Genomic DNA, 23,053 nt, shown 5'->3' on the forward strand with positions numbered 1-23,053 from the left:
GAAAGAACCGAGATGATCAAGCCATCCGCACTCTGCGCCACACTGATCCTGGCCGCATCCGCGACCACCGCCATGGCGGACAACCCCAAGGTCGCCATGGACGTCAGCATCGACGGCGAGCCGGCCGGGACCATCACCCTGGAGCTGTTCGCCGACATCGCGCCCAAGACCGCCGAGAACTTCCGCGCGATCTGCACCGGAGAGAAGGGCGACGGCCTCGATTACGCCGACAGCCCCTTCCATCGCATCATTCCCGGATTCATGGTGCAGGGCGGAGACATCACCAACGGCAACGGCACCGGCGGCAAGTCCATCTATGGCGAGCGTTTCGAGGACGAGAACTTCGCGCTCGACTTCACCGGCCCCGGACAGCTCGCCATGGCCAACGCCGGCCCGAACACCAACGGCTCGCAGTTCTTCATCACCGTCGAGGCGACACCCTGGCTCAACGGCCGTCACGTGGTCTTCGGCGAGGTGATCGACGGCATGCCGGTGCTGCGCGCCATCGAGGACCAGGGAACCCGCTCCGGACGTCCCAAGAGCCCGGTCGTCATGACCGACTGCCGTCAGCTCTGAGCCCGGACATTCGGAAGACCTCGCCCCGGCATCCGTCGGGGCGGTTCACTCGGGGTCGCAGGGGCGCAGATAGCTGGCGAAGCGCGGCAGACCCCGGCTCGTCTCCCCGCGATAACGGAAGGTCACGCAACTCCCGAGCGGCGGCGGATCGGCCCGCTCGGCGTCCGAGAAACCGGTCCCGATCCGAAAGCGCCGACCGCGACCGTCCTCGACCAGCAGCGATCCCAACATCCCCTCATATTTGCCGCGTCCGGGAAGATGCCCGACGACGCTGGCCTCCGCGTCCAGATAGGGCTTGAGCTTGAGGAGATCGGGCGAGCGGCCCGAGCGGTAGACGGCGTCATCGCGGTGCAGCATCAGCCCCTCGCCGCCAGCGGCGACCAGGGCGGTCAGATGCGCCATGAGCGCGTCCCGATCCGGGAGACGCACCTGCTCGACCTCGACCAGATAGGGCGATTCCATCCTGTCGAGCAGCGTATGGAGCGACTCCAACCGGCGTCCGAAGGATAGGTTGGAGGCCGGCAGATCGAAGACCATGAAGCGCACCTGACGCCAGGCATCTTCGTCGGGCTCCAGTTGGCGCACGGTCCCGGACACTCGCGCGAACGCGCCCCGACGCAACCACAGCTCGCCATCCAGCGGCACGCGCGGAAAGCCGGCGACGAACCATTCCGGGGCATGGATCTCGTGCCCTCCGCGACTGACGAGACGCGCCCCGTCCCAATAGGCGCGCACCCCGTCGTACTTCTCGCTGACCCAATAGCGGCCGAGATCGATATCCTCGGAATAGACCTCGGCCAGTTGAAGCTCCGGCTTGAGAATCCCGTGAACCGGATTCGGCAGGCTTGGATTTGAAATGGCAGCCTCGGCCCCAGACGGTTCGCCTGAGATAGAATCCAAGTCCAGCGTCGCCGGACTCCCCTCGGCCGAATCGAGCACCACGAGAAAGGCGATCAAGGAAACCGCCGAAGACATCCTCCTTGCCTGCGCCATGATGCATAGCCCTCCCTACTCGCGCATGACCAGATGGGAGGAAACTACCCAATCGCACACGAATTGACAACAGAGCATATCCAGCCCTCGCTATGATTCGGCCAAGCGGATGAACTCAAGCCGAATGGTCGATCCCCGTAGCGGCATCCGACCATCTCGACGATCAGGTCGAGACAATGGGCGAGTCCCTGAAACTGAAGTAAGCTCACCGATGTGTTGCTGGAGGAACCCATGACCATCATACAGTTACAGATTCCGGACGCGTTGGCCGAAGAGGCGACAAGGGCAGGACTTCTAGCACCAGAGCAGATCGAGCGAATGCAGCGCCTTGGACTAAGTCCGGAAATACTTACCTCAAGCTGCGCGGCCATGGTCCAATTGGTCGTCCCAGCCAGGATTCCATTGGCGATCGACCGGGCCCCAGACGATGCCAAGTCCCGGATGTTACATTCCTCTCAAGATCTAAGATCAGGATGGCCTGATCGACCCCTTCGCGGATCTAGTAACTAGCCTCCGACTGGCATATCAAACCCGGATTGCGCTTGATGCTGGAGACCACAATGACCGGAGTCACACGTTACGAGGACGACATCATCGCCTGGGCCAACCACCAGGCTCGAATGCTGCGCGAGGGGCGATTCGACCAACTGGATATCGAACACCTGGCCGAGGAGATCGAGGACGTGGGCAAGAGCGAGCAGCGCGAACTGGCCAATCGAATGACCCTGCTCCTGGCCCATTTACTGAAGTGGCAGAAGCAGCCTGGACGGCGAGGCGCAAGCTGGCAGATCACAATCCGCAATCAACGCCGAGGCATCGCCAGGCGTTTGGACGAGACACCCAGCCTGCGTCCCAAGCTCGCCGACTTCGGCTGGTGGTCGGCAGTCTGGGACGACGCCACCGCCCAAGCGGCGCAAGAAACCGGCTTCTCGGATTTTCCCGATATCTGCCCCTGGCCGGCGAGCGACGTACTGGATCAGGGCTGGCTGCCCGAGTAGACACAGAGCAGCGCAGACCCATTCGCCATGGATAGGCAGATCACCCCAACATCCCATTTTCATGAGATTTTATGAGCAAAGCCGGAAGAAACGATCCCTGCCCCTGCGGCAGCGGTAAGAAATACAAGAAATGCTGCCTCGCGATCGACGAGAAGCGGCATCTCGAGAATACGCGCCCGGATGATATCGAGGCGCTGTTCGAGGAAGAGCCCGTCGTCCACGACGCATTCGATGATACCCGGGAGACTCAGGACTTCGAGGAAGCGCCCGCGCCCGACCTGAAGCCCTATGTTTCCAAGACCATCGACAAGAGCGTGCCGAATATCGACGAGCGACAGCAAGACCTGATCGAGGCATGGTGGTCCGAATACCACGAGTTGGAGGACACGGACCAGATACTGGGTCATCTCCATGCCTTCCTGCAGACCCATCCAGATCTGGTCGAAAATCTCGGCCTGGAAGAGATTCTGTTCGAACTCGGTGCCCAACTCGTCAGAAACGAGCGGACCGGCGATTACATCGATCTCCTGAAGCATCTACGCCAGACATTTCCGGCCGCCTACCTCAAGTATTTCGCCTATTTCGATCGCGACATCCTCGCCCATACGGTCATCGAGCACGGATGCGGTGCCGATATCCAGACCTACCTGGACGGGTTCAAGGAATATCCAGATACAGATCCGGACAATCTGTTCGGGGTGATCCATTTCCTCATGGTGAACGAGTGCGACGAGAGGCTCGTGGATCTCCTGGAAGCGACCTACGATCCGCTCATCCGCTCGCCCCAGGTCATGCGCGGCGACAAGGCACTGGACATCCTCGTCTACGCCTATTGCACCGACCACCTCGACAAGGGCGGCTCTCCGGCCGATCCGGACGCATTGGTCGAGCGGCTGAAGACGCTGCGGACGCCGCTGCGCGACGAGTGGTACGACCCCGAGACCCTGGGGGCGATCCTCGATCAGATCGGCGGCGATCTCGACGCGGGCTTTGTCGACGCCTTCCGCAGCACGAAAGATATCGGCCGCTATTACGACACCGTCACACGCAATTTCATGGGATGGCTGCACAGAGACAAGAGCTTCAGCTGGATGAAGACCCAGTTCTACCGCCAGCAGGTGCTGAACTACCTACTGGACAGCATTCCAGCAGGCAAGCGGCCGCGCCATCCCTTCATCTTCACCAAGAAGCTCGTCGACCAGACCCTGGCCAACAACTCGCGACTGCTGCTCGGACTGGATCCGGTGAAGGCATTGGGCGGGATCAATGCCATGTACTGGTTCGCCGAGTATCTGGTTCATCAGGGATTCATCGCCGCCGAATTGGGCGCCGATCTGCAGCGCTGGTGCGAAGAGATGTGGACGTCCGCAAGCGATGGGCTGAGGAAGGAGGGCATCGAGGTGAGCGCCTTCAAGGTCTTCCCTTCATGAGTGCATCGCCTCCATCCCGCCGGGGACACGCCCTGCCGTGAAAGACTGGATCCTGCTCTTTTTCGCCATCCTCTCCGAAACCCTCGCGACCCTTGCATTGAAGGCGAGCGAGGATTTCACCCGGCTCTGGCCATCCGTCGTAGTGGTGGTCGGCTATGGCGCGGCCTTCTATCTCCTGTCCAAGACGCTCAAGACCATTCCGGTCGGCATCTCCTACGCGGTCTGGTCGGGCGTCGGCATCGTGCTCATCACCATCGCCGGCTGGATCCTCTTCGATCAGAAACTCGACCTGGCGGCCGTCATCGGGATCGCCATGATCCTGGGCGGGGTCCTGGTGCTGAATCTCTTCTCGAAATCCGCCGGATATTAGCCGGACGGGATGCACAAACCGAATACGCCCCATATCTTCAGTGACACCGAGAGACGTCAGCACGCCAAATCGAGATGAATGGAGGCCGAGCATGATCCAAGACCGCAAGTTTCCGGAAGGCTTTCTCTGGGGCGCGGCGACCTGCGCCTATCAGATCGAGGGCAGTCCGCTCGCCGACAACGCCGAGCCCAGCATCTGGGACCGCTTCACCCACACCCCCGGGTGGATTGCCAGCGGCGATACCGGCGACATGGGCAGCGACCACTATCGGCGCTTCCGGGAAGACGTGGAATTGATGGCCCAGCTGGGTCTGCAGGCCTACCGCTTCAGCATCCCCTGGAGCCGGATCATCATGGGCGGTCACGGGATCATCAACACCCTGGGCCTGGACGTCTACCAGCACCTGATCGACGCGCTGATGGAGAAGGGCATCAAGCCGGTGGTGACCCTGTACCACTGGGACCTGCCGGCGGCACTCCAGGATCGCGGCGGCTGGCTGAACCCCGACAGCCCCCAATGGTTCGCCGACTATGCCGAGGTGCTGTTCCAGGCGCTCGACGACCGGGTCGGTCACTGGATCACCTTCAGCTCGCCCTGGTCGATCGCCGCCCAGGGCCATCTGGAGGGCACCCTGGCCCCCGGGCATCGCGACCTCTACGAGGCCCCGAGGGTCGCCCACAACCTGCTCCTGGCCCATGCCCGGGCGGTCGACGTCTACCGCTCGATCGGCAAGCAATCCATCGGTCTGGCCGTGGATCTCGAGCCTCAGCATCCGGCCAGCCGCAGCGACGAGGACAAGGCCGCTGCGATCCGGCGCGACGCCTATGTCAACCGCTGGTTCCTGGATCCGCTGTTGCTCGGGCACTATCCGGAGGAGCTGATCTCGGCCTTCGGCGCGGCCTGGCCCGAGATCGATCCGGCGGACCTCGAACGCATCCGGACCAAGACGGATTTCATCGGGGTGAACTACTACAGCCGCGGTCTGGTGCGGGCCGATCCCAACGCCAAGCCATTCGGCGCCAGCCGTATCCGCATGCCCGGATCCTTCGACAGCGAGATGGGCTGGGAGATCTATCCCCAGGGTCTGATCGAAGCGCTGGTCTGGTTCAAGGACCGCTACGGCCGAATCCCGCTCTTCATCACCGAGAACGGAGCCGCCTTCACCAACACGCCCCCGGTGGAGGGCGAGGTGGAGGACCCGGAGCGCATCGGCTTCCTGCGCTCGCATCTGCGCGCCGCGCGGCGCGCCATCGCGGCCGGGGCCGACCTGCGCGGCTATTTCGTCTGGTCGCTGCTCGACGGCTTCGAATGGACCCAGGGCTATTCCAAGCACTTCGGCCTGATCCGAGTCGATCCGGACGACCAGTCGCGTACCCCCAAGACCAGCGCGCGCTTCTACAGCGAGGTGATCCGCAGCAATGGCGAGAATCTCGAACAGGAATCGGGGCTGGTGACATGACATCCGGCCACGCCCCGTCCAGGCAGCCGCCGTATCGGCTGATCGTCTGCGATCTCGACGGCACCCTGTTGAACGCCGAGCACCGACTCGGCGAACGCAGCCGGGCCGTGCTGCGGGCCGTCCAGGATCTCGGGGTCCAGGTCCTGCTCGCCTCGGGACGTCACTTCCAGGACATCCGCCGCATCGCCGAGCGGATCGGAACCCGTGGCGGACTCATCTCCAGCAACGGCGCGGCGGCCCACGACGACCTAGGTCGCCTGACCCACTGCCGCCCGATCGACCGGAACTGTCTCCCCTTCCTGCTGCGGGATCCGATCTTCGAGCGGGCCCATGTCAATCTCTATCGCGTCGACGACTGGCTGGTCGAGACACCCAAGCCGCACCTGCTCCACTATCACCGGGACTCAGGCTTCGCCTACCAAGTGGCCGATTTCGATGCGCTCGAAACCGACCCCATCCTCAAACTCTTTTACTACTCCGAGGACAGCGACTATCTCGAATCGCTGGAGCACCAGATCCTGAGACGCCATGGCGATCGGCTCAGCACCACCTATGCGATGCCGCTGGTGCTGGAGGTGATGGCCAAGGGCGTCTCCAAGGGCGCGACACTGAAGAACCAGGTCGACCGACTCGGCCTGAATGCCTCGGACGTCATCGCCTTCGGCGACGGACGCAACGACCTCGAGATGCTCCGCTATGCCGGCACGGGCATCCTCATGGCCAATGCCGACCCGGCACTGAGGGAGGCGCTACCCGACTTGGAATCCATCGGCTCGAACGCCGAAGAGGCGGTCGCGGATTACCTCCAGAACCTCTTCGCCATCGACCTCTGACCGCCTTCGCATCACACCTTGAACCGCCCGACACGCTCCTGCAGGTCAGCGGCCAATCTGGCGAGACCCTCGCTCGACGAGGCGATCTGGCCCGAAGACTGGAGGGTGCCGTCGACCGACTGGACGATGCTGACCAGATTACGGTCGATCTCCTCGGCGACCGCACTCTGTTCCTCCGCCGCGCTGGCGATCTGGGTATTCATGTCGTTGATTCGGGTGATCGACTCGCCGATGCTCGCGAGCGACTGCTCGGCGCGTGCGGCCCTGTCGACCGTCTCGTTCGAACGCGCCTGGCCCTGTTGCATCGCGGTCACGGCCTCGTTCGCGCCGCCCTGGAGACGCTCGATCATCGTCTGGATCTCCTTGGTCGAATCCTGGGTGCGCGAGGCCAGACTGCGCACTTCGGCGGCAACCACAGCGAATCCGCGACCCTGCTCGCCGGCACGTGCCGCCTCGATCGCCGCGTTGAGCGCAAGCAGATTGGTCTGCTCCGCGACGCCCCGGATCACGTCGAGAACCTTGCCGATCTCGTCGCTGTCGGCCTCGAGACGGTGGATCACCTCGGCGGCCCCTTCGACCTGGCGGGCCAATGCCCCGATGGCGTCGATGGTCTCGCGCACCACCTCGCCCCCGTTTCTGGCCTCCTGATCCGCCTCGCGCGCGGCCTGGGCCGCATTGTTGGCATGGGCGGCGATCTCCTGCACGGTCGCCGTCATCTCGTTCATGGCCGTCGCCACCTGATCCGTCTCGCCCTGCTGACGCTGCACATGCTCGCGGGTGCCTTCGCTGGTCATGCTGAGCTGCTCGGAGGCCGCCGCAAGCTGAGTGGTCGCCCCCATGACCTGGGCGACCAGATCATGGATCTTGGCGACGAAATCATTGAAGTTGGACGATAGCAATGCGATCTCGTCCCTGCCTTCGACCGGCAGACGTTGGGTGAGGTCGCCCTCTCCGCTGGCGATGTCGGACAAGGCTCCGACCACCCGCCGCAAGGGTCGCGTAAGGGTCTGTCCCAGGATCCAGATCACACCGACCATCAAGGCGACGCCGAAGACCCCGATCAACAGGAGCTTCATGAGGAGCGCATTCGTCTCAGCCAACACGTTCCTGAACGGCAATGTCATGCCGATGGACCACTGCCCCTGCCTTCCGGCCAGGGTGAGCGGTTCGGTGAGCAGCAGACCATCGCCGTCGAAGAGATCGCTATCACGGATCGCGGTGAAGGGTTTGCCCTGTTCGAGCGCCTCGACGAATCGTGCGAGATCCTCGCCCAAGGTATCCTGTTCGGCCCCGGCCACATTCTTGCCGATCCGCGCGGCATCCGGATGGGAGATCACCTCGCCATCGTGACCGAAAAGCGCTGTGATACCGCCGAAATGACGCTTCGATCCGACGAACTCCTTGATCGCGGCGAGGGAGATATCGGCTCCCACGACACCAGCCACCCGGCCGGACTCCTCGATCGGCACGACGATGGAGGTCATGGCCACCTGCTGACCTCCGACCTCGTAGGCAAAGGGATCCAGAACGACCGGCTTGCCGCTATCGCGAGCCAGAAGGTAATAGTCGCCGTCTCCAGGCGTCTCGTACCCTTTGAGCGGTTCCATCTGGATCGTCTGAGCATCCCGATACCAATAGGGGATGAACCGACCGGTCGCGTCATGTCCGTCGGTCCCCGCATGTCTGGCATCCTCGCCATCGAAGGCATCGGGCTCCCAGACCGTCCAGACGCCCAAGAGCTCGGGACGACCCTTTAGATAGATCGATAGCAGCCGATTGAAGTAGTCTCGACGTTCCTCGGGAGCAATGGCTTCGCGAGCCTTGCCTGCCTCGGCGAGTGCGGCCAAGGCGCGCAATTCGTCGTCGAACCGATTCTCTATCTCCCGCCCGTCGAAGCGCGCCATCAGCCGCACCGACTCGACCGCATCCTCGGTCACCGCGCCACGCAGAACGACCTGAATGAAGATGAGCATCCCCAACAAGATCAAGGCGGTCGCAGGAATCAGTGTGATCAGGAGTTTTTGCATCATGGAGAAACGAGACAGCATGGATATGTCCTCGGCAGATGATCGACGGCGGGAAGGTGGGCCTTCCGCTGCATCAGAATAGACCTTTGGTACGAGAACGCATGTGAACGTCCCAGCAAACGCATCCGCGCTCCGCTCGCAGGACAGGCACCCTGATACGCGCGTCGCAGTCCCAAACTGATCAACACGTCCGAGACCCAGGCAATCTTCGCGTTTCTCAGAGATCCGGCAGCGGGTCGTGTCCGGGATCCGGCGGCACGGCCGCGCGGTCGCGCCGCTCCAGCAGCCTCAGAATCAAGGCGACGCAGAAGGCGATGCCGAGCATCGCGAGCGCGCCCAGGACGACGCCATGCCAGCCGAGCCAGTGCCAGAAGGGTCCGAGATAGAAGCTCCCGACGCTGGCCCCGCCGTAGTAGGACATCAGATAGAGCGAGGAGGCGCTCGCCCGGGCGCCGTCCGCCTTGCGGCTCACCCAGCCGGCGGCCTGGGTATGGGTGAAGAAGAATCCGATGGCGTTGATCACCATGCCGAGGATGATGACCTCGAGCCGCGGGACCAGGGTCAGGAGCGTCCCGCTCATGAGGATGACCACACCGGCGGCCATCGCCAATGGCTGCGACCGCCCGCCCACGATCCGGCCGGAGACCCCGGCGGCCAGGGTCCCGGAGAGATAGGTGAGGAAGAGCAGTCCGAGCGCCGCGGGCGACAGCTCGTAGGGCGGCGCGCTCAGCAGATAGGTGATGTAGCTGTAGAGATTGATGAAGACGAGGAAGTTGAGTCCGCCGATCAGACAGGCGAGCAGGATGACGGGGTTGCGCAGATGACGCCCCAGATCCGCCAGCATGGCGATCGGATGCAGGGGTTTGGGCCGGAAGCCGCGCGACGGCGGCAGCATCCAGATGAAGAGGATCAGGACGGCGAGGCTCAGCGTGCCGGTCACCAGGAAGCTCGCCTGCCAGCCCCAGGCCGAGGCCACGGCACCGCTGATGAGCCGGCCCGAGATGCCCCCCAGCGAATTGCCGCTGATGTAGAGTCCGACCGCCAGGACCATGGCGTCGTGCTCGAATTCGTCGCCCATGTAGGCCATGGCGACGGCGAGCAGTCCGCCGATGAACAGCCCCTGGATGGCCCGTAGCGCGAGCAGCGACCAGAAGTCGGGGGCGAAGGCCATGGCCAGCGAGCAGAGCGTCGTCAGCGTCATGGTCACGAACATGATGCCGCGGCGGCCGATGGCATCGGAGAGCGGGCCGTAGACCAGCAGCGAGAGACTCAGGGTCAGGGTCGTCAGCGAGACGGTCAGACTGGCGTCGACCGGCGACACGCCCCAGGTGGCGCTGAACAGCGGCAGCAGGGGCTGAGGGGTATAGAGGTTGGCGAAGGTCAGCAGCGATCCCAGGCTCAGGGCCAGGGTCGCCCGCCAGAAGGCCGGGGTTCGTGCAGCGATCATGCGGATGGGTCGGCGGAGTACAATCCCCTATTGTACTCCAGTGACAACCCCCATTACCCCGCGTCTGCCAAGGTTGGATAGCGTATTTCCACTCAAACCAGCTCGGCGGATATTCGATGCCTGGAAGCAAGGAGAAAAGCGAGCCAGCATCGAAACAGATCGAATCCGCCTACCGGCTGAGGATCGCGGCCGAAATGGTCTCGGCGGTCCGCGACTTTTGCGAGACCGAGCCGGCACCCGGCGCCGAGCGGGCGACTGTCCATATAGGGGCCGAGCGGCCGTACAATCCAGCCCCATGCCCCAATCGCAACAGCCACCCAGCGAGCGTCTCAGCGGATCCGTCGAGCGCGTCACCTTCCACAGCCCGGAGAGCGGCTTCTGCGTGCTGAGGGTCAAGGTGCGGGGCGAGCGCGAGCTGATCACCGTCGTCGGCTCGGCCGCGAGCGTCACGCCGGGCGAATATCTGCAGGCCGAGGGCGGATGGGTCAACGACCGTCAGCACGGACTCCAGTTCAAGGCGACGGGTCTGCGGATCATCCCGCCGAGCACGCTCGACGGCATCGAGCGCTATCTGGGCTCGGGCATGGTCAAGGGCATCGGCCCGCACTTCGCCCGCAAGCTGGTACGCGCCTTCGGCGAGCGGGTCTTCGAGGTCATCGAGGACAACCCGGAGCGCCTGCTGGAGCTGGACGGCATCGGCCCCAAGCGCCAAAAACGGGTCACCGAGGCATGGGCCGAGCAGAAGGTGATCCGCGAGATCATGGTCTTCCTCCAGTCGCACGGGGTCGGCACGGCGCGCGCGGTGCGTATCTACAAGACCTACGGCGAGCAGTCGGTCGAGCGGGTGCGCGAAAACCCCTACCGGCTCGCGCTCGACATCCACGGCATCGGCTTCAAGACCGCCGACACCATCGCCGCACGGCTCGGCATCCCCCACGACTCGCCGATCCGCGCCCAGGCCGGGGTGCGGCACGTGCTCCAGGAGATCGCCGGCGAGGGCCACTGCGCCGCCTGGCACGAGACCCTGGTCGAGCAGTCCTGCGCACTGCTGGAGATTCCCGAACCCATCATCCAGGAGGCCATCCGGACCGAGCTGGCCGAGGAGCGCCTGATCGCCGAGCCGATCGAGGATCGGCCCGCGCTCTTCCTCGCCCCCTTGCAGCGCGCCGAGATCGGCGTCGCCCGCGGTCTGGAGCGGCTCCAGCTCGACCCGCCGCCTTGGGGCCGCATCGACGTCGAAAAGGCGCTGCCCTGGGTCGAGGCCCAGACCGGACTCGAGCTGTCCGAGTCGCAGCGCGCCGCCGTCGCCACGGCCGTCTCGGGCAAGGTCACCATCATCACCGGCGGTCCTGGCGTGGGCAAGACCACGGTGGTCAACGGCATCCTGCGCATCCTCAGGGCCAAGGGCGTCGAGGTGCTGCTGTGCACCCCGACCGGACGCGCCGCCAAGCGTCTATCGGAGTCGACCGGGGGCGAGGCTCGAACCATCCATCGGCTACTGGAATTCGACCCACAGGTCATGGGCTTCAAGCGCGACCAGTACAGTCCGCTCGACACCGACCTGCTGGTGGTCGACGAGGTCTCCATGGTCGATCTGGTACTCATGAATCAGCTGCTGCGCGCGGTACCGACCCGGGCCGCCCTGCTCCTGGTCGGCGACGTCGACCAGCTGCCCTCGGTCGGACCGGGGGCGGTGCTCGCCGATCTCATCGGCTCGGGCGCCGTGCCGACCGTGCGGCTCACCGAGATCTTCCGCCAGGCCGCCGCCTCGCGGATCGTGGTCAACGCGCACCGCATCAACGCCGGGCGGATGCCCGAACCCCCGGACGCCGCGCGTCCGGACAGCGACTTCTATCTGATCCGCTGCGACACGCCGGAGGACATCCACGACCGGCTGATGCGGGTCGTCACCGAGCGCATCCCCAGTCGCTTCGGTCTCGATCCGGTCCGCGACGTCCAGGTATTGACCCCCATGAACCGGGGCGGACTGGGCTCGCGGGCGCTCAACGTGGCGCTTCAGGGCGCGCTCAATCCGGACGCCCAGCCGCGCATCGAGCGCTTCGGCTGGACCTATGCCCCGGGCGACAAGGTCATCCAGCTGGTCAACGACTACGACAAGGAGGTCTTCAACGGCGACATCGGCCGCATCCGCTCGATCGACATCGAAGAAGGCCTGCTGACCATCGACTTCGACGGCCGTCAGGTCGTCTACGAGACCGGCGAGCTGGACGAGGTGGCACTCGCCTACGCCACCAGCGTCCACAAGGCCCAGGGCTCCGAATACCCGGCCGTCGTCATCCCGCTTGCGACACAGCACTTCACGCTGCTGCAGCGCAACCTGCTCTATACGGCGGTGACCCGGGGGAAGCGTCTGGTCGTGCTCATCGCCCAGCCCAAGGCGCTCGGCATGGCCGTCAAGCAGACCGGATCGAGCAAACGGCTGACCAAGCTGAGATGGAGGCTGATGGAAGAGCGGGCTTGACCATGACGAAATCAGGGGAATTGCTGGATCTCAATTATCAATACATTAGAAATTTATAATGTATTGAATCTCAAATTCACCCTCGAATGCGGCAGACGCATCGTCACACGGACCCCAGTCATATGAACGATCATCAAGCCCCAGCCAGCCCTCAGTCTCCGAATCGGTCTCACTCATCCAGGTCGCCCCGCTCCTGGATCAAAATGACCCTGGCGATTCTCGCCGGCGGATTCGGTCTCTACATCCTCGTCGTCCTCGGGCTCGCGCTCTACTGGTGCAATCAGCCGGAGACCTTCAAGGTGACCGAGCGCCTTCCGGAGTCCGCGATCCGCAGCGACGGAACGCCGGTGCCCGGCACGGCGCTGGTCTCGTCCGTCATCGAGATCGGCGAGACGCTGCTCGACAAGCCGGGCGGATTCCTGCACAACGACATCGCGCCCCCCGGCTCCTTCCTCGACAACTGTCCCAACTGGGAGTGCGGCTCTCTCATGGCGCTGCGCGACGCGGTGCGCTCGCTCCGAAACGACTTCAGCCGCTCCCAGAGCCAGTCGCTCGAGGACGATGACGTCAAGCGCGCCGATCTGCAGTTCGCGATCGACCCCAAGGCCTGGATGTTCCCCTCGGCGGAGGACGAATACCGAGAGGGCATCGAGGCATTGAAGCGGTATCGCGAAACGCTCGGCACCAGCACGAGCGGACCCAAGTCCTTCCATGCCCGGGCGGACAACCTGGCCGACTACCTCGACGTGATCGAGAAGCGTCTCGGCCACCAGGGCAGCCGACTCAGCTCCAGCGTCTCCGACCCGGCGCTGACTTACGCAATCGCGCCGCGGCAGGAAATTTCCTCGGACATGGCCGGGGATACCGCCGAGCGCCCGCGCACGCCCTGGAACGAGGTCGACGACGTCTTCTACTGCACCCGAGGCTACAGCTGGGCCCTGCTGCACATCATGCAGGGCATCCAGATCGACTTCCGCGACACCCTGGCGACCAAGAACGCGCAGGAACTGGTGAGCCAGATCATCGCCGACCTGGAGGGCGCGACCCGCGCCATGTCCAGTCCCATCATCCTCAACGGGGACGGCTACGGTCTGCTCGCCAACCATTCCTTGACCATCGCCTCCTACATCTCGCGGGTGAATGCCTCGGTGCTGGACCTCAAGATCCTCCTCAAGGAGGGTTGATCCCGAATCGGTGGCTCGTCCCGGCGAGCCACCGGCGGCGACATCCCCGCGCTCTACGGCATCTATTTCGACTTCAGCGAGGCCCAACTCCAGCCGGAGCCGCGGCCCTCGAACCCGTCCCCGGATGGCGGCCCCGCGCCATGGATCGGATTCCTGGCGAGAGGATCGAGGACGGACGACCTCGCCCAAAACCATCATTTAGTGTAACTTCCGAGCGAACCGGGAATCGTTTGCCATATTCAGGGGCGAAGCCATGGAACAGAACGACCTCGCCGCAACTTTCGACAAACACTTCGAACTCAGACTCGCGCGGCATCATGACCTGCTCGACCAGATCTTCCGCATCCGCTACCAGGTCTATTGCGAAGAATTCCGCTACGAAGACAAGTCGCACTTTCCGGACCTCAAGGAACGGGACGAGTACGACCAAGCGGCGCTGCACTGCCTCATGATCCACCGGGCGACCCGCGCCTCGGTCGGATGCGTGCGCTTCATCCGGGCCGATTGGGATGACGGCAAGCGGCCGCTCCCTTTCGAGCGCGTCTCCGCGACGCGACCCGACGCCATCATCGATCCGCATCGGTTGCCAAGGACGCGCTTCGGCGAGCTGTCGCGGCTCGCCGTGCTGGAATCCTTCCGCCGGCGCCGCAAGGACGACAAACGGCCTATCAGTCTGCCCGAAAAGGATGCGGTCGAGGACCAAGACCAGCGCAGCGAGTTTCCCTGCATTCCTCTCGGCCTCTTCATGGCCGGGATTTCCATGTTTCTACGCAGCCGGACCGATTTCACCTTCGCCATGATGGAGCCGCGCCTGGCGAGGCTGCTGCGCCGTTTCGGCATCCTCTTCGTCCAGACGGGCGATCTGGTCGAACATCACGGCCCGCGCGCGGCCTTCGTGCTGCCGCGCGAGAGCGCGATAGAACCGATGCCGCCCCAGGTTCGCGATCTCTTCCGGCTCGTCGACCGGCAACTGTTCGACAACGCCCCCACGAACGAGCCGGCAACCCTCGATGTCTGATGGAGCGCTCGCGATGGAACCAAGGCTATCCTCCGAATCCGGGGGGCGGTCCCCGGGCTATGTCCCGCCCATCTATCTCGACAAAGCGGGGGACCTTCTCCGCCCCGTCAAGAGACTCAGCTATGAAATGCTGGGACTCTCCCCCGGCCAGCACGTGCTGGACGTCGGTTGCGGACCAGGGATCGATACCCTGGCCATGGCCGAGCCGGTCGGAGCGGATGGACGCGTCCTCGGCGTGGACGCGGATCCGGCGATGGTCGAAGCGGCCAACGCCCGCGCGCACGCGGCCGGACTGGCCGGCCGTGTGCACCACCAGACGGGCGATGCCTGTGCCCTGGCGCTGGACACGGACAGCGTCGACGTCTGCCGCTGCGAACGGCTCTTCATCCATCTGGACGATCCTGCGCGCGCCCTGCGCGAGATGCAGAGGGTCGTGCGTCCGGAAGGCCGGATCCTGGTGGTGGATTCGGACTGGGGCAGCCTTTCGATCGACACCCAGGAGATCGAGGTCGAGCGCAAGCTCGCGCGCTTCCGCTCCGAGCGGCTCTTGAGCAATGGCTATTCGGGCCGGCAGCTGTTCAGGCTGTTCAAGACATGCGGAATGACCGATATCGAGATCCAGGTGCTACCGGTCGTCATCCTCGGCGACACCGGACTGCTCGGATACCTCACCAAGCTGGACGAGGTGGAACGGGATGCGCTCGAGGCGGGAGCCGTGACCCGGCTGGAACTCGACCGCTGGCGCCTCGAACAGGAAGAGGCGGCGCGGAAGGAAACCGGATTCGGCTGCATGAGCATGGTGCTGGCGCTGGGACGCGTCGAAGGCGACAGACACGGCCGGGGATGATGTCATCAAGGGAAATCAGAAGCGGTAGGAGCCGATCACCGAGAAGAGGGTCCAGTAGCGCTCGGTTTCGCTGGAGATCGGATTCTCCAAATCGGAGAGCCAGCCGGTGCCGTCGATGTAATGGAACTCGGTCCTCAGCATGAAGGCAGGGGTAACGTCCCAACGCAGTCCCAGGGTCAGATCCTTGGCGAACCGTCTGTACGCCGGCAGGCCGGTCTCCGCGGCGAATGCCGTTCCATTGCGGTCCTCCTTGTCCCAGTAGAGCGCGTCGTATCTCAGCAGCGCCTCCCAGTCCGGAGCGAATCTGTAGGTCCCCTGGAGGTAATAACTCTCCCCGGTGAAGCCGTCATCGGGAAAGGTGGCACCGAAATCGCGCAGGCTGACCGAGCGTCTCGCGTATTCGGCCGTGAGATCCCATAGCCTGGCGTTGTACTGCGCCGAGAGGATCAGAGGCTCGAACCGGAACCGGCCGGAATCGAATGGATCCCCCCGGCCAGCGCGATCGTATCCAGTGTTCACCTGGCCGCCGGAGATCCCGAACCGCAATCGCGCGTCCGGGGTTTCGTAGATCAGTCGCGCCAGCCAGGTCGGCCTGGGATCGAGCCGTCCTTGTGCGGCCCCGAAGAAGACGGAGCGCTCGAAGTCCGGATCCTCGACGCGCGGCCAGCCGTATTGCAGTTGCAGCGAGAGATTGCCCGTCTCCAAATGACGCTCGCCGTAGAGCTGCGCGCCGTCCAACGAGAGCGCGAGATTGCGGTTGACGTCGAAATAGATCGACTGAGGCAGCAGGATGCTGGGGCGGGCGAAGGCCACGTCGCGCGTATCGATATAGAAGCCGAGCGGATTCAGGATACGGCCCGCCCGCGCGCCCACCAGCATCTCGCGGCTCTCCATGAAGCGATAGTCGATGAAGCCGAAATCCAGCCTCAGGTCTCCGTCATCGGTCTCCCCGGCCAGACGCGACACGGCCTGCGCCGAGATCTGCAGACCCGGCTTGAAGCGCCAGGAGGCGTTGAGCCCCAATTCGCGGAAGTCGAAATCCCCCCCGGTGATGGTATCGCCGAAGAAGCTGTTGCCCGTCGTCAGTATGTATCCCTGGGTTGCGAAACCGTGCAGCTGCAATTGCTCGGGCCAATCGTCGCTCGCCAGGCACGAGCTCCCCCAGATTCCCATCATGAGGATGCAGCCCTGGACTCCGAGTCCACCGATCTCCGAACCCGATCGCGAGTGCACTTTCCGCCCCTCCGGCATCTAGATGGATCCATGCAGACGTAAATAGCTTCCGACAGGAAAGAACCGGCAGTCACATTCGCACATACCTATCCCGCCACGCATGTTCAAGCCCATTGTAGAGCAGTCGGCAGCGCAACGCCGGGCGTGAATCGCGAGCATCATCGGATGCGGCATATGGACCTATCGGATCGGAGCGAAGAAGCCGATCGCAGAGACGACCGAGCGCCACATAAAAGCGACCCGGCATCCGCCGGGTCGAGGCTCTCTCGTCGGGGGAGAGATGAGGAGGACAGCTAGCGATGTAGGGCCAGAAGTCGGGATTCACCGGCCCCGGTGACTCTATCGGCCACAAGCCCTATTTCTTGACCCCTCCGATCCGCAAGGACGGACGAAAGCGGTTTCATCGGTCGACGTCGACGATGACGCGGCCCCGGATACGTCCCTCCAGAATCCGGGTGGCGGTGGGTATGACCTCGCCGAGCCCGATCTCATGACCGATGGCGTCGAGCTTATCGAGGTCCAGATCCCGCGCGAGACGGCGCCATGCCTCGATACGCAGCGGCCTGGGGCACATGACGCTGTCGATCCCCGCCAGGGTGACGCCACGCAGAATGAAGGGCGCAACCGTGGCCGGAAAATCCATGCCTCCAGCCAGACCGCAGGCGGCGACGACACCGCCACGCTGGAGGGTGGCGCAGACGTTCGCCAGCGTGTGGCTGCCGACGACGTCGACGGCCCCCGCCCAGCGTTCCTTGCCGAGCGGCTTCCCGGGAGACGAGAACTGGGAGCGCTCCAGGATCTCCGCGGCACCGAGCCGCTCCAGATAGTCGGCGTCCTCCGTGCGTCCGGTGACCGCGACGACCCGATAGCCCAGCTTGGCGAGAACCGCGATGGCGACGCTTCCCACACCACCGGCGGCACCGGTGACGAGGATCTCGCCATCCTCCGGCTCGACCCCGTGGCGCTCCAGCGCCATGACGCACAGCATGGCCGTATAGCCCGCGGTCCCGATCGCCATCGCCTGCCGAGGCGTGAATTCCGCAGGCAGCGGAACCAGCCAGTCTCCGTTCAGCCGGGCCTTCTGTGCCAACCCCCCCCAATGCGTCTCGCCAACGCCCCATCCGTTCAGCACCACGGCATCCCCGACCCGATAATCGGGGTGAGCGGTCTCCTCGACGATCCCGACCAGATCGATCCCGGGGACCATCGGAAACTTGCGGACCACAGGCGACCGGCCGGTAATGGCCAGGCCGTCCTTGTAGTTCAGGGTGGAGTGGCTGACGCGAATCAGGGTATCGCCCTCCGGCAGCCGTGACTCGTCCAGCTCTTTCAGCTCGGCGCGATAGCCCGCGTCGTCCTTCTCGATCAATAGTGCCTTGAACATCCAAACCTCCTCGTGACTTGTGGCGGACCGTCCCGGGCGCGAGTCGAGAGGGACACTTTCGACTCCGAGGCGGCCGGTCTCTCTCTGGAACATCCATTATTTCGCAGATCGGCCATCCACTGGCCAATGTCGCCAACGACCGGCTCCGGCATCCCATGGCTTCATCGACTCCAGAATCTTCGCGACGGGAGACGAGGATTCAAGGCTGGAGGCATGAACCACACAGATCGTTGACAAATACACGAGTCTGACGTTAGATACCAATATCTAACGCGCGCGTTAGATTTTAGGCCAACCTTCATCGCGGAGAAACCACCATGACCAGTGAGCTGTTGCTGCATTTCGAAGAATCGCTGGATGCGGAGACACGAGAGGACCTGATCGCCAGGCTCGCCGACCAGCTGGGCGTCTCGGCCGAAACCCACCAGTCGGAGAAACCCCATCTGATGTTCCTGCCGACCGACCCGGAGCGCTCCCCGCCGCACCGCGTTCTCGCAGCGGTGCGCGAGCAGGGCTATCACGTCAGGATCGTCGATCTATGAGTCTCAAGATCGGCGCGATCGCGCAACGGCTGGGCACCACGGTGCGGACCCTGAGGTTCTACGAGGAGAACGGCCTGGTGCACCCCAGCCGGTCTCCCGGCGGCACCCGTCTCTACACCGAGGAGGACGAGGCGCGCTTCGCAGCCCTGCTGGCGCTGGCTCGACTCGGCTTTTCACTGCAGCAGCTCGCCGGGCTCGCCGGTCTGCGCGCCGCCAGCCGCACGGGCGACGAGGCCAGCCGTGCGGTGGCCTCTCGGCTCATGGAGATGGATGCCGAGCTCGAGGAGCGGGTCCGCGCGATCGAGCGCCAGCGCCAGGACATCGAGCATGCCCTGGCGCTGGTACGGCGCTGCCATGGCTGCCGACGACGGCCGGCACGCCCAATCTGCGACGCATGTCCCGCGAGCGTCGGCGTCGAGGACAGCACCGTGCTGCAGGTCGTGTGGGACGAAGCCGTCCCTCGCTGAGACGCCTGCGGCGCAGGTCCGTGCCCTGGCCGGCAAGACGACGGCGTCGACCGCCCACACTCATGCCCGAGGATCCGCCAGATCCAGGAGCCGGTCGGCGAGACCGAGGATGGCGTCGACCATGGCCAATGCCCGACGCCAGGATTCGGGGATGGCCGAGAGACCGTAATAGGCGCCGGCGAGCTGGCCGTAGATGGCGCCCGTGGTATCCGCGTCCTCGCCCAGGTTGACGGCGCGGAGCGCGCCGTCGCGGAAGGACTCGGTGGTCCAGAAGGCCCAGAGCGCGGCCTCCAGCGACTGCACCACATAGCCTGTGCCGCGAATCGCCGGCGGCCGGCGCTCCTTGAAGCGGCCGGCGGCGATGAAGTCGATCTGCGGACTCAGGGGATGCGCCTCCCAATCGACGCCATCGGGGGCGAAGCGCGGAGCGAGCAGGATCTCCTTATTCACCCCTTGCAGGGCGCCCAGGATCAGCCCGGCCATGTAGCGGCAGGCGTCGACCGCCTCGGATGCGCCGTGCGTGGTGCGCGACATGCAGCCTGCACAGCGCACGGCCTCCACCGGGGCGCGTCCGAAGGCCAATGGGATAGGCGCGAGGCGCATCAGCGAGCCGTTGCCCGCGCTGTGCGGATCCGTGGAGCCGGCATAGGGATCCCCCTGTTCCTCGAAACGCCGCAGGGCGGTCGCGACCGTGTTGCCGATGTCGAAACAGCGCCCCGTGCTGCTCCACAGCCCCTTGTCGCGCCAGCGCAGATAGCGGCGCATCTGATCCCCGGCATCGAAACCGCCGCACTCGACCAAACTCTCGGCCAGACAGAGCGCCATCGAGGTATCGTCCGTCCACTGCCCGGGCGCGAGCCGGAAGGGGCCGCCGCCCCGCATCTCGTCGATCGGCTCGAAGGTTCCGGGCCGGGTGAATTCGAGCGTCGTCCCCAGGGCGTCGCCGGTCGCGAGTCCCATCAGGGCACCGCGATACCGATCCATCCGGGACATCTCTGCCTGTCGAGTCATCTGATTGCACCTCGGTCGTGCGGATCCGCAAGCAGCCGAGTGTAGACCTCCAGATCGTCCGCCGAGAAGCAGCAGAAGACGACCTGCTCGATCGACGGACATCGCACCAGCGTCGCCCGCACCGTCTCCACGGCCACCCCAGCCGCCAGCTCGGCCGGATAGCCGTAGACGCCCGTGCCGACGCCCGGAAAGGCGATCGAGCGCAGACCATGGGATGCGGCCAGTTCGAGCGAGCGTCGATAGCAGGAGGCCAGCAGCTCCGGCTCATTGGCCCTCCCCTGACGCCAGACCGGGCCAACCGTATGGATCACGAATCGTGCCGGAAGCCGATAGCCGCCGGTGATCTTGGCGTCGCCGGTCGCGCAGCCACCGAACTCGCGGCACTCGGCGAGCAGCCCGGGACCGGCGGCGCGATGGATGGCGCCGTCCACCCCGCCGCCGCCGAGCAGCGAGCCATTGGCCGCATTGACGATGGCATCCACCGCCAGGGTGGTGATGTCCGCCCGAACCGCGCTCAATTCCGCCGCCATGGAGCCTCCTCCAGAATCATCTCGATCGGAAATCGCCATCCCCCAGCCGACCGGGATGACGCAGAATCGGCCAAAACCGTTGGGGCCAAATCGAACCCGCAATGTGTCCGGGCGCCGGGAAACGATTTGATAGAGTTCCGGGACACTGTCTCCTTTGGTTTGCCGCTCCATGCCCCGCGCCTCGAAAACCGCCTCGAAGAAACGCCGCCCGACCGCCAAATCACGCTCCGCCTCGATCTCCTGGCTGCCCCAGCCGGTCAAGAACTGGCTGCTCAAACTGCGCGGAATCGCCATCGCGCTGGCCGCGATCGGCCTGGTTTCGACCCTGCCTCAGGGCATCGTCGACAAGCTGCCCGAGAACGCCCGGGAGGCCGTCTCCATCACGGTCGACATCCGCAATCTGCTGGGCAGGATCGCCGTCGACACGGGCGACTGGCTCGGCGATCTGGTGGAGACGACCGATCTCGAGATCGGCGACGACCTGCTGTCCATGATCCGCAGCCTGCCGAGCGAGATCGAGCGCCGGCTTCCCCAGGATCCCCTCACGGACACGCCAGACGCCGCAAGCCTGCCCAGCGTCGCCTCATCCTTCTCCGGGGCCAAGCGGCTGCTCTACGAACAGGTCTATGCGGACCATCGAGAGACCTTCTACTGCGGATGCCGCTATGACGACAAGCGCCAAATCGAGCTCGGCACCTGCGGTCTGACGAGCCTGACCAGCTCGCGCGCCCAGCGGGTCGAGGCCGAGCACGTCTTCCCGGCCGCCCAGTTCGGCAACATGCGCAAGTGCTGGCGCCAGCCGGAGGCATTCCCGGACTGCGTGACCGACAGCGGCCGCACCCTCTCCGGCCGCCAATGCTGCGAGCGAACCGACCCGGTCTTCGAGGCGGCCCACAACGACCTCTTCAATCTCTATCCGGCGGACGGCTACATCAACGGCCAGCGCTCGAATTTCAACTGGGGCATGGTCAGCGGCGGCGAGCGCTTCGGCAACTGCGACATCCGCATCGACGCCAGCCAGCGCCGCGTCCAGCCGCCCGACAAGGTCCGCGGCGACATCGCCCGCACCATGTTCTACATGCGCGACACCTACGGCTTCCGGCTGAGCCGCCAGGACGAACAGCTCTATACCGCCTGGAACAACGAGGATCCGCCCGACTACTGGGAGATCGAGCGCGAGAAGCGCATCCGCCGCATCCAGCAAAAGGGAAACACATACATCTCGGACTACAGGCGGCTCTAGACAGGGGTCGGGCGGCGCGATCCCGGAGGCAACCCGCTCCATCCGCACGCTGGAGCTCGCATGCCATGGACGGTATGGTGACGAACCAGACGACAGGCAACCGCAAGCGAGGTCACGAGGATGAGCTGGAAAACCGCCAACCGATCCTTCTACTACGCGCAGGCCCCCGAGCCGGACGACCCGGTGCTGCTCCCGCACGAGACCGCCCTGCTCTGCATCGACGTCCAGAACTACGGCATGGTGCAGTCGACCGATCCGGACGAACGCGCCCGCTGGGAACCCTTCCATACCCGGATGCGCGAGACCGTCATCCCCAATCTGCGGACGATGCAGACGCTCTTCCGCCGCAACGGGATCGACGTCATCCATGCCCGGATCGCCTGTCTGCTCGAGGACGGACGGGACCGCTCGCTGAGCCAGAAGCTCCCCGGTTGGAACAATCTGCTGATGCCCACCACCTCGGAGGCGTCGCAGATCGTCCCCGAGCTCGCCCCGAAAACGGGCGAGATCGTGGTGACCAAGACCACCGACAGCGCCCTGACGGGCACCAATCTGCGGCTCGTCCTGAACAACATGGGCATCCGCAATCTGATCGTGACCGGCGTCTACACCGATCAGTGCGTCTCCTCCACGATCCGCAGCCTCGCCGACGAGAGCTTCTTCGTCATCCTGCTCGAGGACTGCTGCGCGGCCGGCACCGACGAGCTGCACCGCCGCGAGCTCGAGATCATCAACATGATCTACTGCCACGTCATGAGCAGCGACGAGCTGATCGGCCTGATGGGATTGAGCTGAGCGGGGCCGCTCGTCTCGGAAGGAGAAATCGAACCGCAAAGGACGCGAAGAAAACAAAGGATTGTCATGAACCGAGCGAATTGCGTGTATCCACCCGGCGGATGGAATACGCCCATTGCTCGAGCCCCTGTTCCCCTTAGCGCCTTTGCGGTTCCGACTCTCTGGATCCAGACGGCGGCATGGA

At 64.6% G+C, this 23,053-nt stretch carries 21 protein-coding genes; 14 read left to right on the forward strand and 7 right to left on the reverse strand.

Features of this window, described 5'->3' with window-relative positions:
- The first annotated feature begins 12 nt into the window (after window positions 1-12).
- Window positions 13-576, forward strand: a complete 564-nt coding sequence (locus tag D779_RS06510; RefSeq protein WP_081763366.1) for a peptidylprolyl isomerase — start codon at window positions 13-15, stop codon at window positions 574-576.
- A 45-nt stretch (window positions 577-621) separates the two neighbouring features.
- Here the strand turns inward: D779_RS06510 and D779_RS06515 are convergent, their stop codons facing one another.
- Window positions 622-1,551 carry a DNA ligase gene (locus tag D779_RS06515; protein WP_232424092.1) on the reverse strand — a complete coding sequence of 310 codons (930 nt, stop codon included), beginning with the start codon at window positions 1,549-1,551 and terminating at the stop codon, window positions 622-624.
- A 578-nt stretch (window positions 1,552-2,129) separates the two neighbouring features.
- Here D779_RS06515 and D779_RS06520 point away from each other — a divergent pair.
- The 5 genes from D779_RS06520 to D779_RS06540 all read left to right on the forward strand — a co-directional run bounded on the left by D779_RS06520 (window position 2,130) and on the right by D779_RS06540 (window position 6,659).
- Window positions 2,130-2,567, forward strand: coding sequence for a DUF29 domain-containing protein (locus D779_RS06520; protein WP_043751422.1), 438 nt, complete (start codon window positions 2,130-2,132; stop codon window positions 2,565-2,567).
- Between the two features lie 71 nt (window positions 2,568-2,638).
- Entirely contained in the window at window positions 2,639-3,997 is a 1,359-nt protein-coding gene (locus tag D779_RS22790) for a YecA family protein (RefSeq protein ID WP_043751335.1), read from the forward strand.
- A 37-nt stretch (window positions 3,998-4,034) separates the two neighbouring features.
- Window positions 4,035-4,367, forward strand: a complete 333-nt coding sequence (locus D779_RS06530) for a DMT family transporter (RefSeq protein WP_043751338.1) — start codon at window positions 4,035-4,037, stop codon at window positions 4,365-4,367.
- A gap of 91 nt (window positions 4,368-4,458) precedes the next feature.
- Window positions 4,459-5,826, forward strand: coding sequence for a GH1 family beta-glucosidase (locus tag D779_RS06535; protein ID WP_043751341.1), 1,368 nt, complete (start codon window positions 4,459-4,461; stop codon window positions 5,824-5,826).
- On the forward strand, window positions 5,823-6,659 hold the full coding sequence (locus D779_RS06540) for a Cof-type HAD-IIB family hydrolase (RefSeq protein WP_052347896.1): 837 nt from the start codon (window positions 5,823-5,825) through the stop codon (window positions 6,657-6,659). Before D779_RS06535 ends, D779_RS06540 begins: the two co-directional genes overlap by 4 nt.
- An 11-nt stretch (window positions 6,660-6,670) precedes the next feature.
- Here D779_RS06540 and D779_RS06545 read toward each other — a convergent pair whose 3' ends face one another.
- Window positions 6,671-8,707 (reverse strand): methyl-accepting chemotaxis protein, encoded by a 2,037-nt coding sequence (locus tag D779_RS06545; protein ID WP_043751345.1) that lies wholly within the window; start codon window positions 8,705-8,707, stop codon window positions 6,671-6,673.
- A 196-nt stretch (window positions 8,708-8,903) separates the two neighbouring features.
- Window positions 8,904-10,133: an MFS transporter gene (locus D779_RS06550; RefSeq protein ID WP_043751348.1), complete on the reverse strand. Its 1,230-nt coding sequence runs from the start codon at window positions 10,131-10,133 to the stop codon at window positions 8,904-8,906.
- A 295-nt stretch (window positions 10,134-10,428) separates the two neighbouring features.
- Between D779_RS06550 and recD2 the strand changes: the two genes are divergently transcribed.
- The 4 genes from recD2 to D779_RS20990 all read left to right on the forward strand — a co-directional run bounded on the left by recD2 (window position 10,429) and on the right by D779_RS20990 (window position 15,664).
- The gene (gene recD2 / locus D779_RS06555) at window positions 10,429-12,615 is read left to right on the forward strand and encodes an SF1B family DNA helicase RecD2 (protein ID WP_043751351.1); all 2,187 of its coding nucleotides are present in this window, start codon (window positions 10,429-10,431) and stop codon (window positions 12,613-12,615) included.
- A gap of 203 nt (window positions 12,616-12,818) precedes the next feature.
- On the forward strand, window positions 12,819-13,799 hold the full coding sequence (locus tag D779_RS06560) for a DUF2333 family protein (protein WP_232424093.1): 981 nt from the start codon (window positions 12,819-12,821) through the stop codon (window positions 13,797-13,799).
- Window positions 13,800-14,052: 253 nt separating this feature from the next.
- The gene (locus D779_RS06565) at window positions 14,053-14,817 is read left to right on the forward strand and encodes a PEP-CTERM/exosortase system-associated acyltransferase (protein ID WP_052347897.1); all 765 of its coding nucleotides are present in this window, start codon (window positions 14,053-14,055) and stop codon (window positions 14,815-14,817) included.
- A 13-nt stretch (window positions 14,818-14,830) separates the two neighbouring features.
- Entirely contained in the window at window positions 14,831-15,664 is an 834-nt protein-coding gene (locus D779_RS20990) for a methyltransferase domain-containing protein (RefSeq protein ID WP_052347898.1), read from the forward strand.
- Between the two features lie 15 nt (window positions 15,665-15,679).
- Here the strand turns inward: D779_RS20990 and D779_RS06575 are convergent, their stop codons facing one another.
- Both D779_RS06575 and acuI read right to left on the reverse strand, forming a co-directional pair.
- A complete protein-coding gene (locus tag D779_RS06575) occupies window positions 15,680-16,897 on the reverse strand; it encodes an OprO/OprP family phosphate-selective porin (protein WP_232424094.1) in 1,218 nt (405 codons plus the stop codon).
- Window positions 16,898-17,297: 400 nt separating this feature from the next.
- Complete coding sequence (gene acuI, locus D779_RS06580) at window positions 17,298-18,281, reverse strand: acrylyl-CoA reductase (NADPH) (protein ID WP_043751358.1); 984 nt, start codon at window positions 18,279-18,281, stop codon at window positions 17,298-17,300.
- Window positions 18,282-18,598: 317 nt separating this feature from the next.
- Here acuI and D779_RS06585 point away from each other — a divergent pair, with 317 nt between their 5' ends.
- Together D779_RS06585 and D779_RS06590 are read left to right on the forward strand one after the other, a co-directional pair.
- Window positions 18,599-18,823, forward strand: a complete 225-nt coding sequence (locus tag D779_RS06585; protein ID WP_043751361.1) for a hypothetical protein — start codon at window positions 18,599-18,601, stop codon at window positions 18,821-18,823.
- Window positions 18,820-19,290 (forward strand): MerR family transcriptional regulator, encoded by a 471-nt coding sequence (locus D779_RS06590; RefSeq protein WP_043751364.1) that lies wholly within the window; start codon window positions 18,820-18,822, stop codon window positions 19,288-19,290. The genes D779_RS06585 and D779_RS06590 overlap by 4 nt, the downstream gene beginning before the upstream one ends.
- Before the next feature lie 60 nt (window positions 19,291-19,350).
- On the opposite strand, the gene D779_RS06595 is transcribed toward D779_RS06590, so the two are convergent.
- Both D779_RS06595 and D779_RS06600 read right to left on the reverse strand, forming a co-directional pair.
- The gene (locus D779_RS06595; protein WP_232424095.1) at window positions 19,351-20,301 is read right to left on the reverse strand and encodes an ADP-ribosylglycohydrolase family protein; all 951 of its coding nucleotides are present in this window, start codon (window positions 20,299-20,301) and stop codon (window positions 19,351-19,353) included.
- Window positions 20,298-20,831 (reverse strand): O-acetyl-ADP-ribose deacetylase, encoded by a 534-nt coding sequence (locus tag D779_RS06600; RefSeq protein WP_043751370.1) that lies wholly within the window; start codon window positions 20,829-20,831, stop codon window positions 20,298-20,300. The genes D779_RS06595 and D779_RS06600 overlap by 4 nt, the downstream gene beginning before the upstream one ends.
- Window positions 20,832-21,000: 169 nt before the next feature.
- Here D779_RS06600 and D779_RS06605 point away from each other — a divergent pair, with 169 nt between their 5' ends.
- Window positions 21,001-22,074: an endonuclease gene (locus D779_RS06605; protein WP_043751371.1), complete on the forward strand. Its 1,074-nt coding sequence runs from the start codon at window positions 21,001-21,003 to the stop codon at window positions 22,072-22,074.
- A 120-nt stretch (window positions 22,075-22,194) separates the two neighbouring features.
- On the forward strand, window positions 22,195-22,869 hold the full coding sequence (locus D779_RS06610) for a cysteine hydrolase family protein (protein ID WP_043751374.1): 675 nt from the start codon (window positions 22,195-22,197) through the stop codon (window positions 22,867-22,869).
- Window positions 22,870-23,053 lie beyond the last annotated feature (184 nt).

The organism is Imhoffiella purpurea (assembly GCF_000585215.1).
In the GTDB taxonomy this organism is placed as follows: domain Bacteria; phylum Pseudomonadota; class Gammaproteobacteria; order Chromatiales; family Chromatiaceae; genus Imhoffiella; species Imhoffiella purpurea.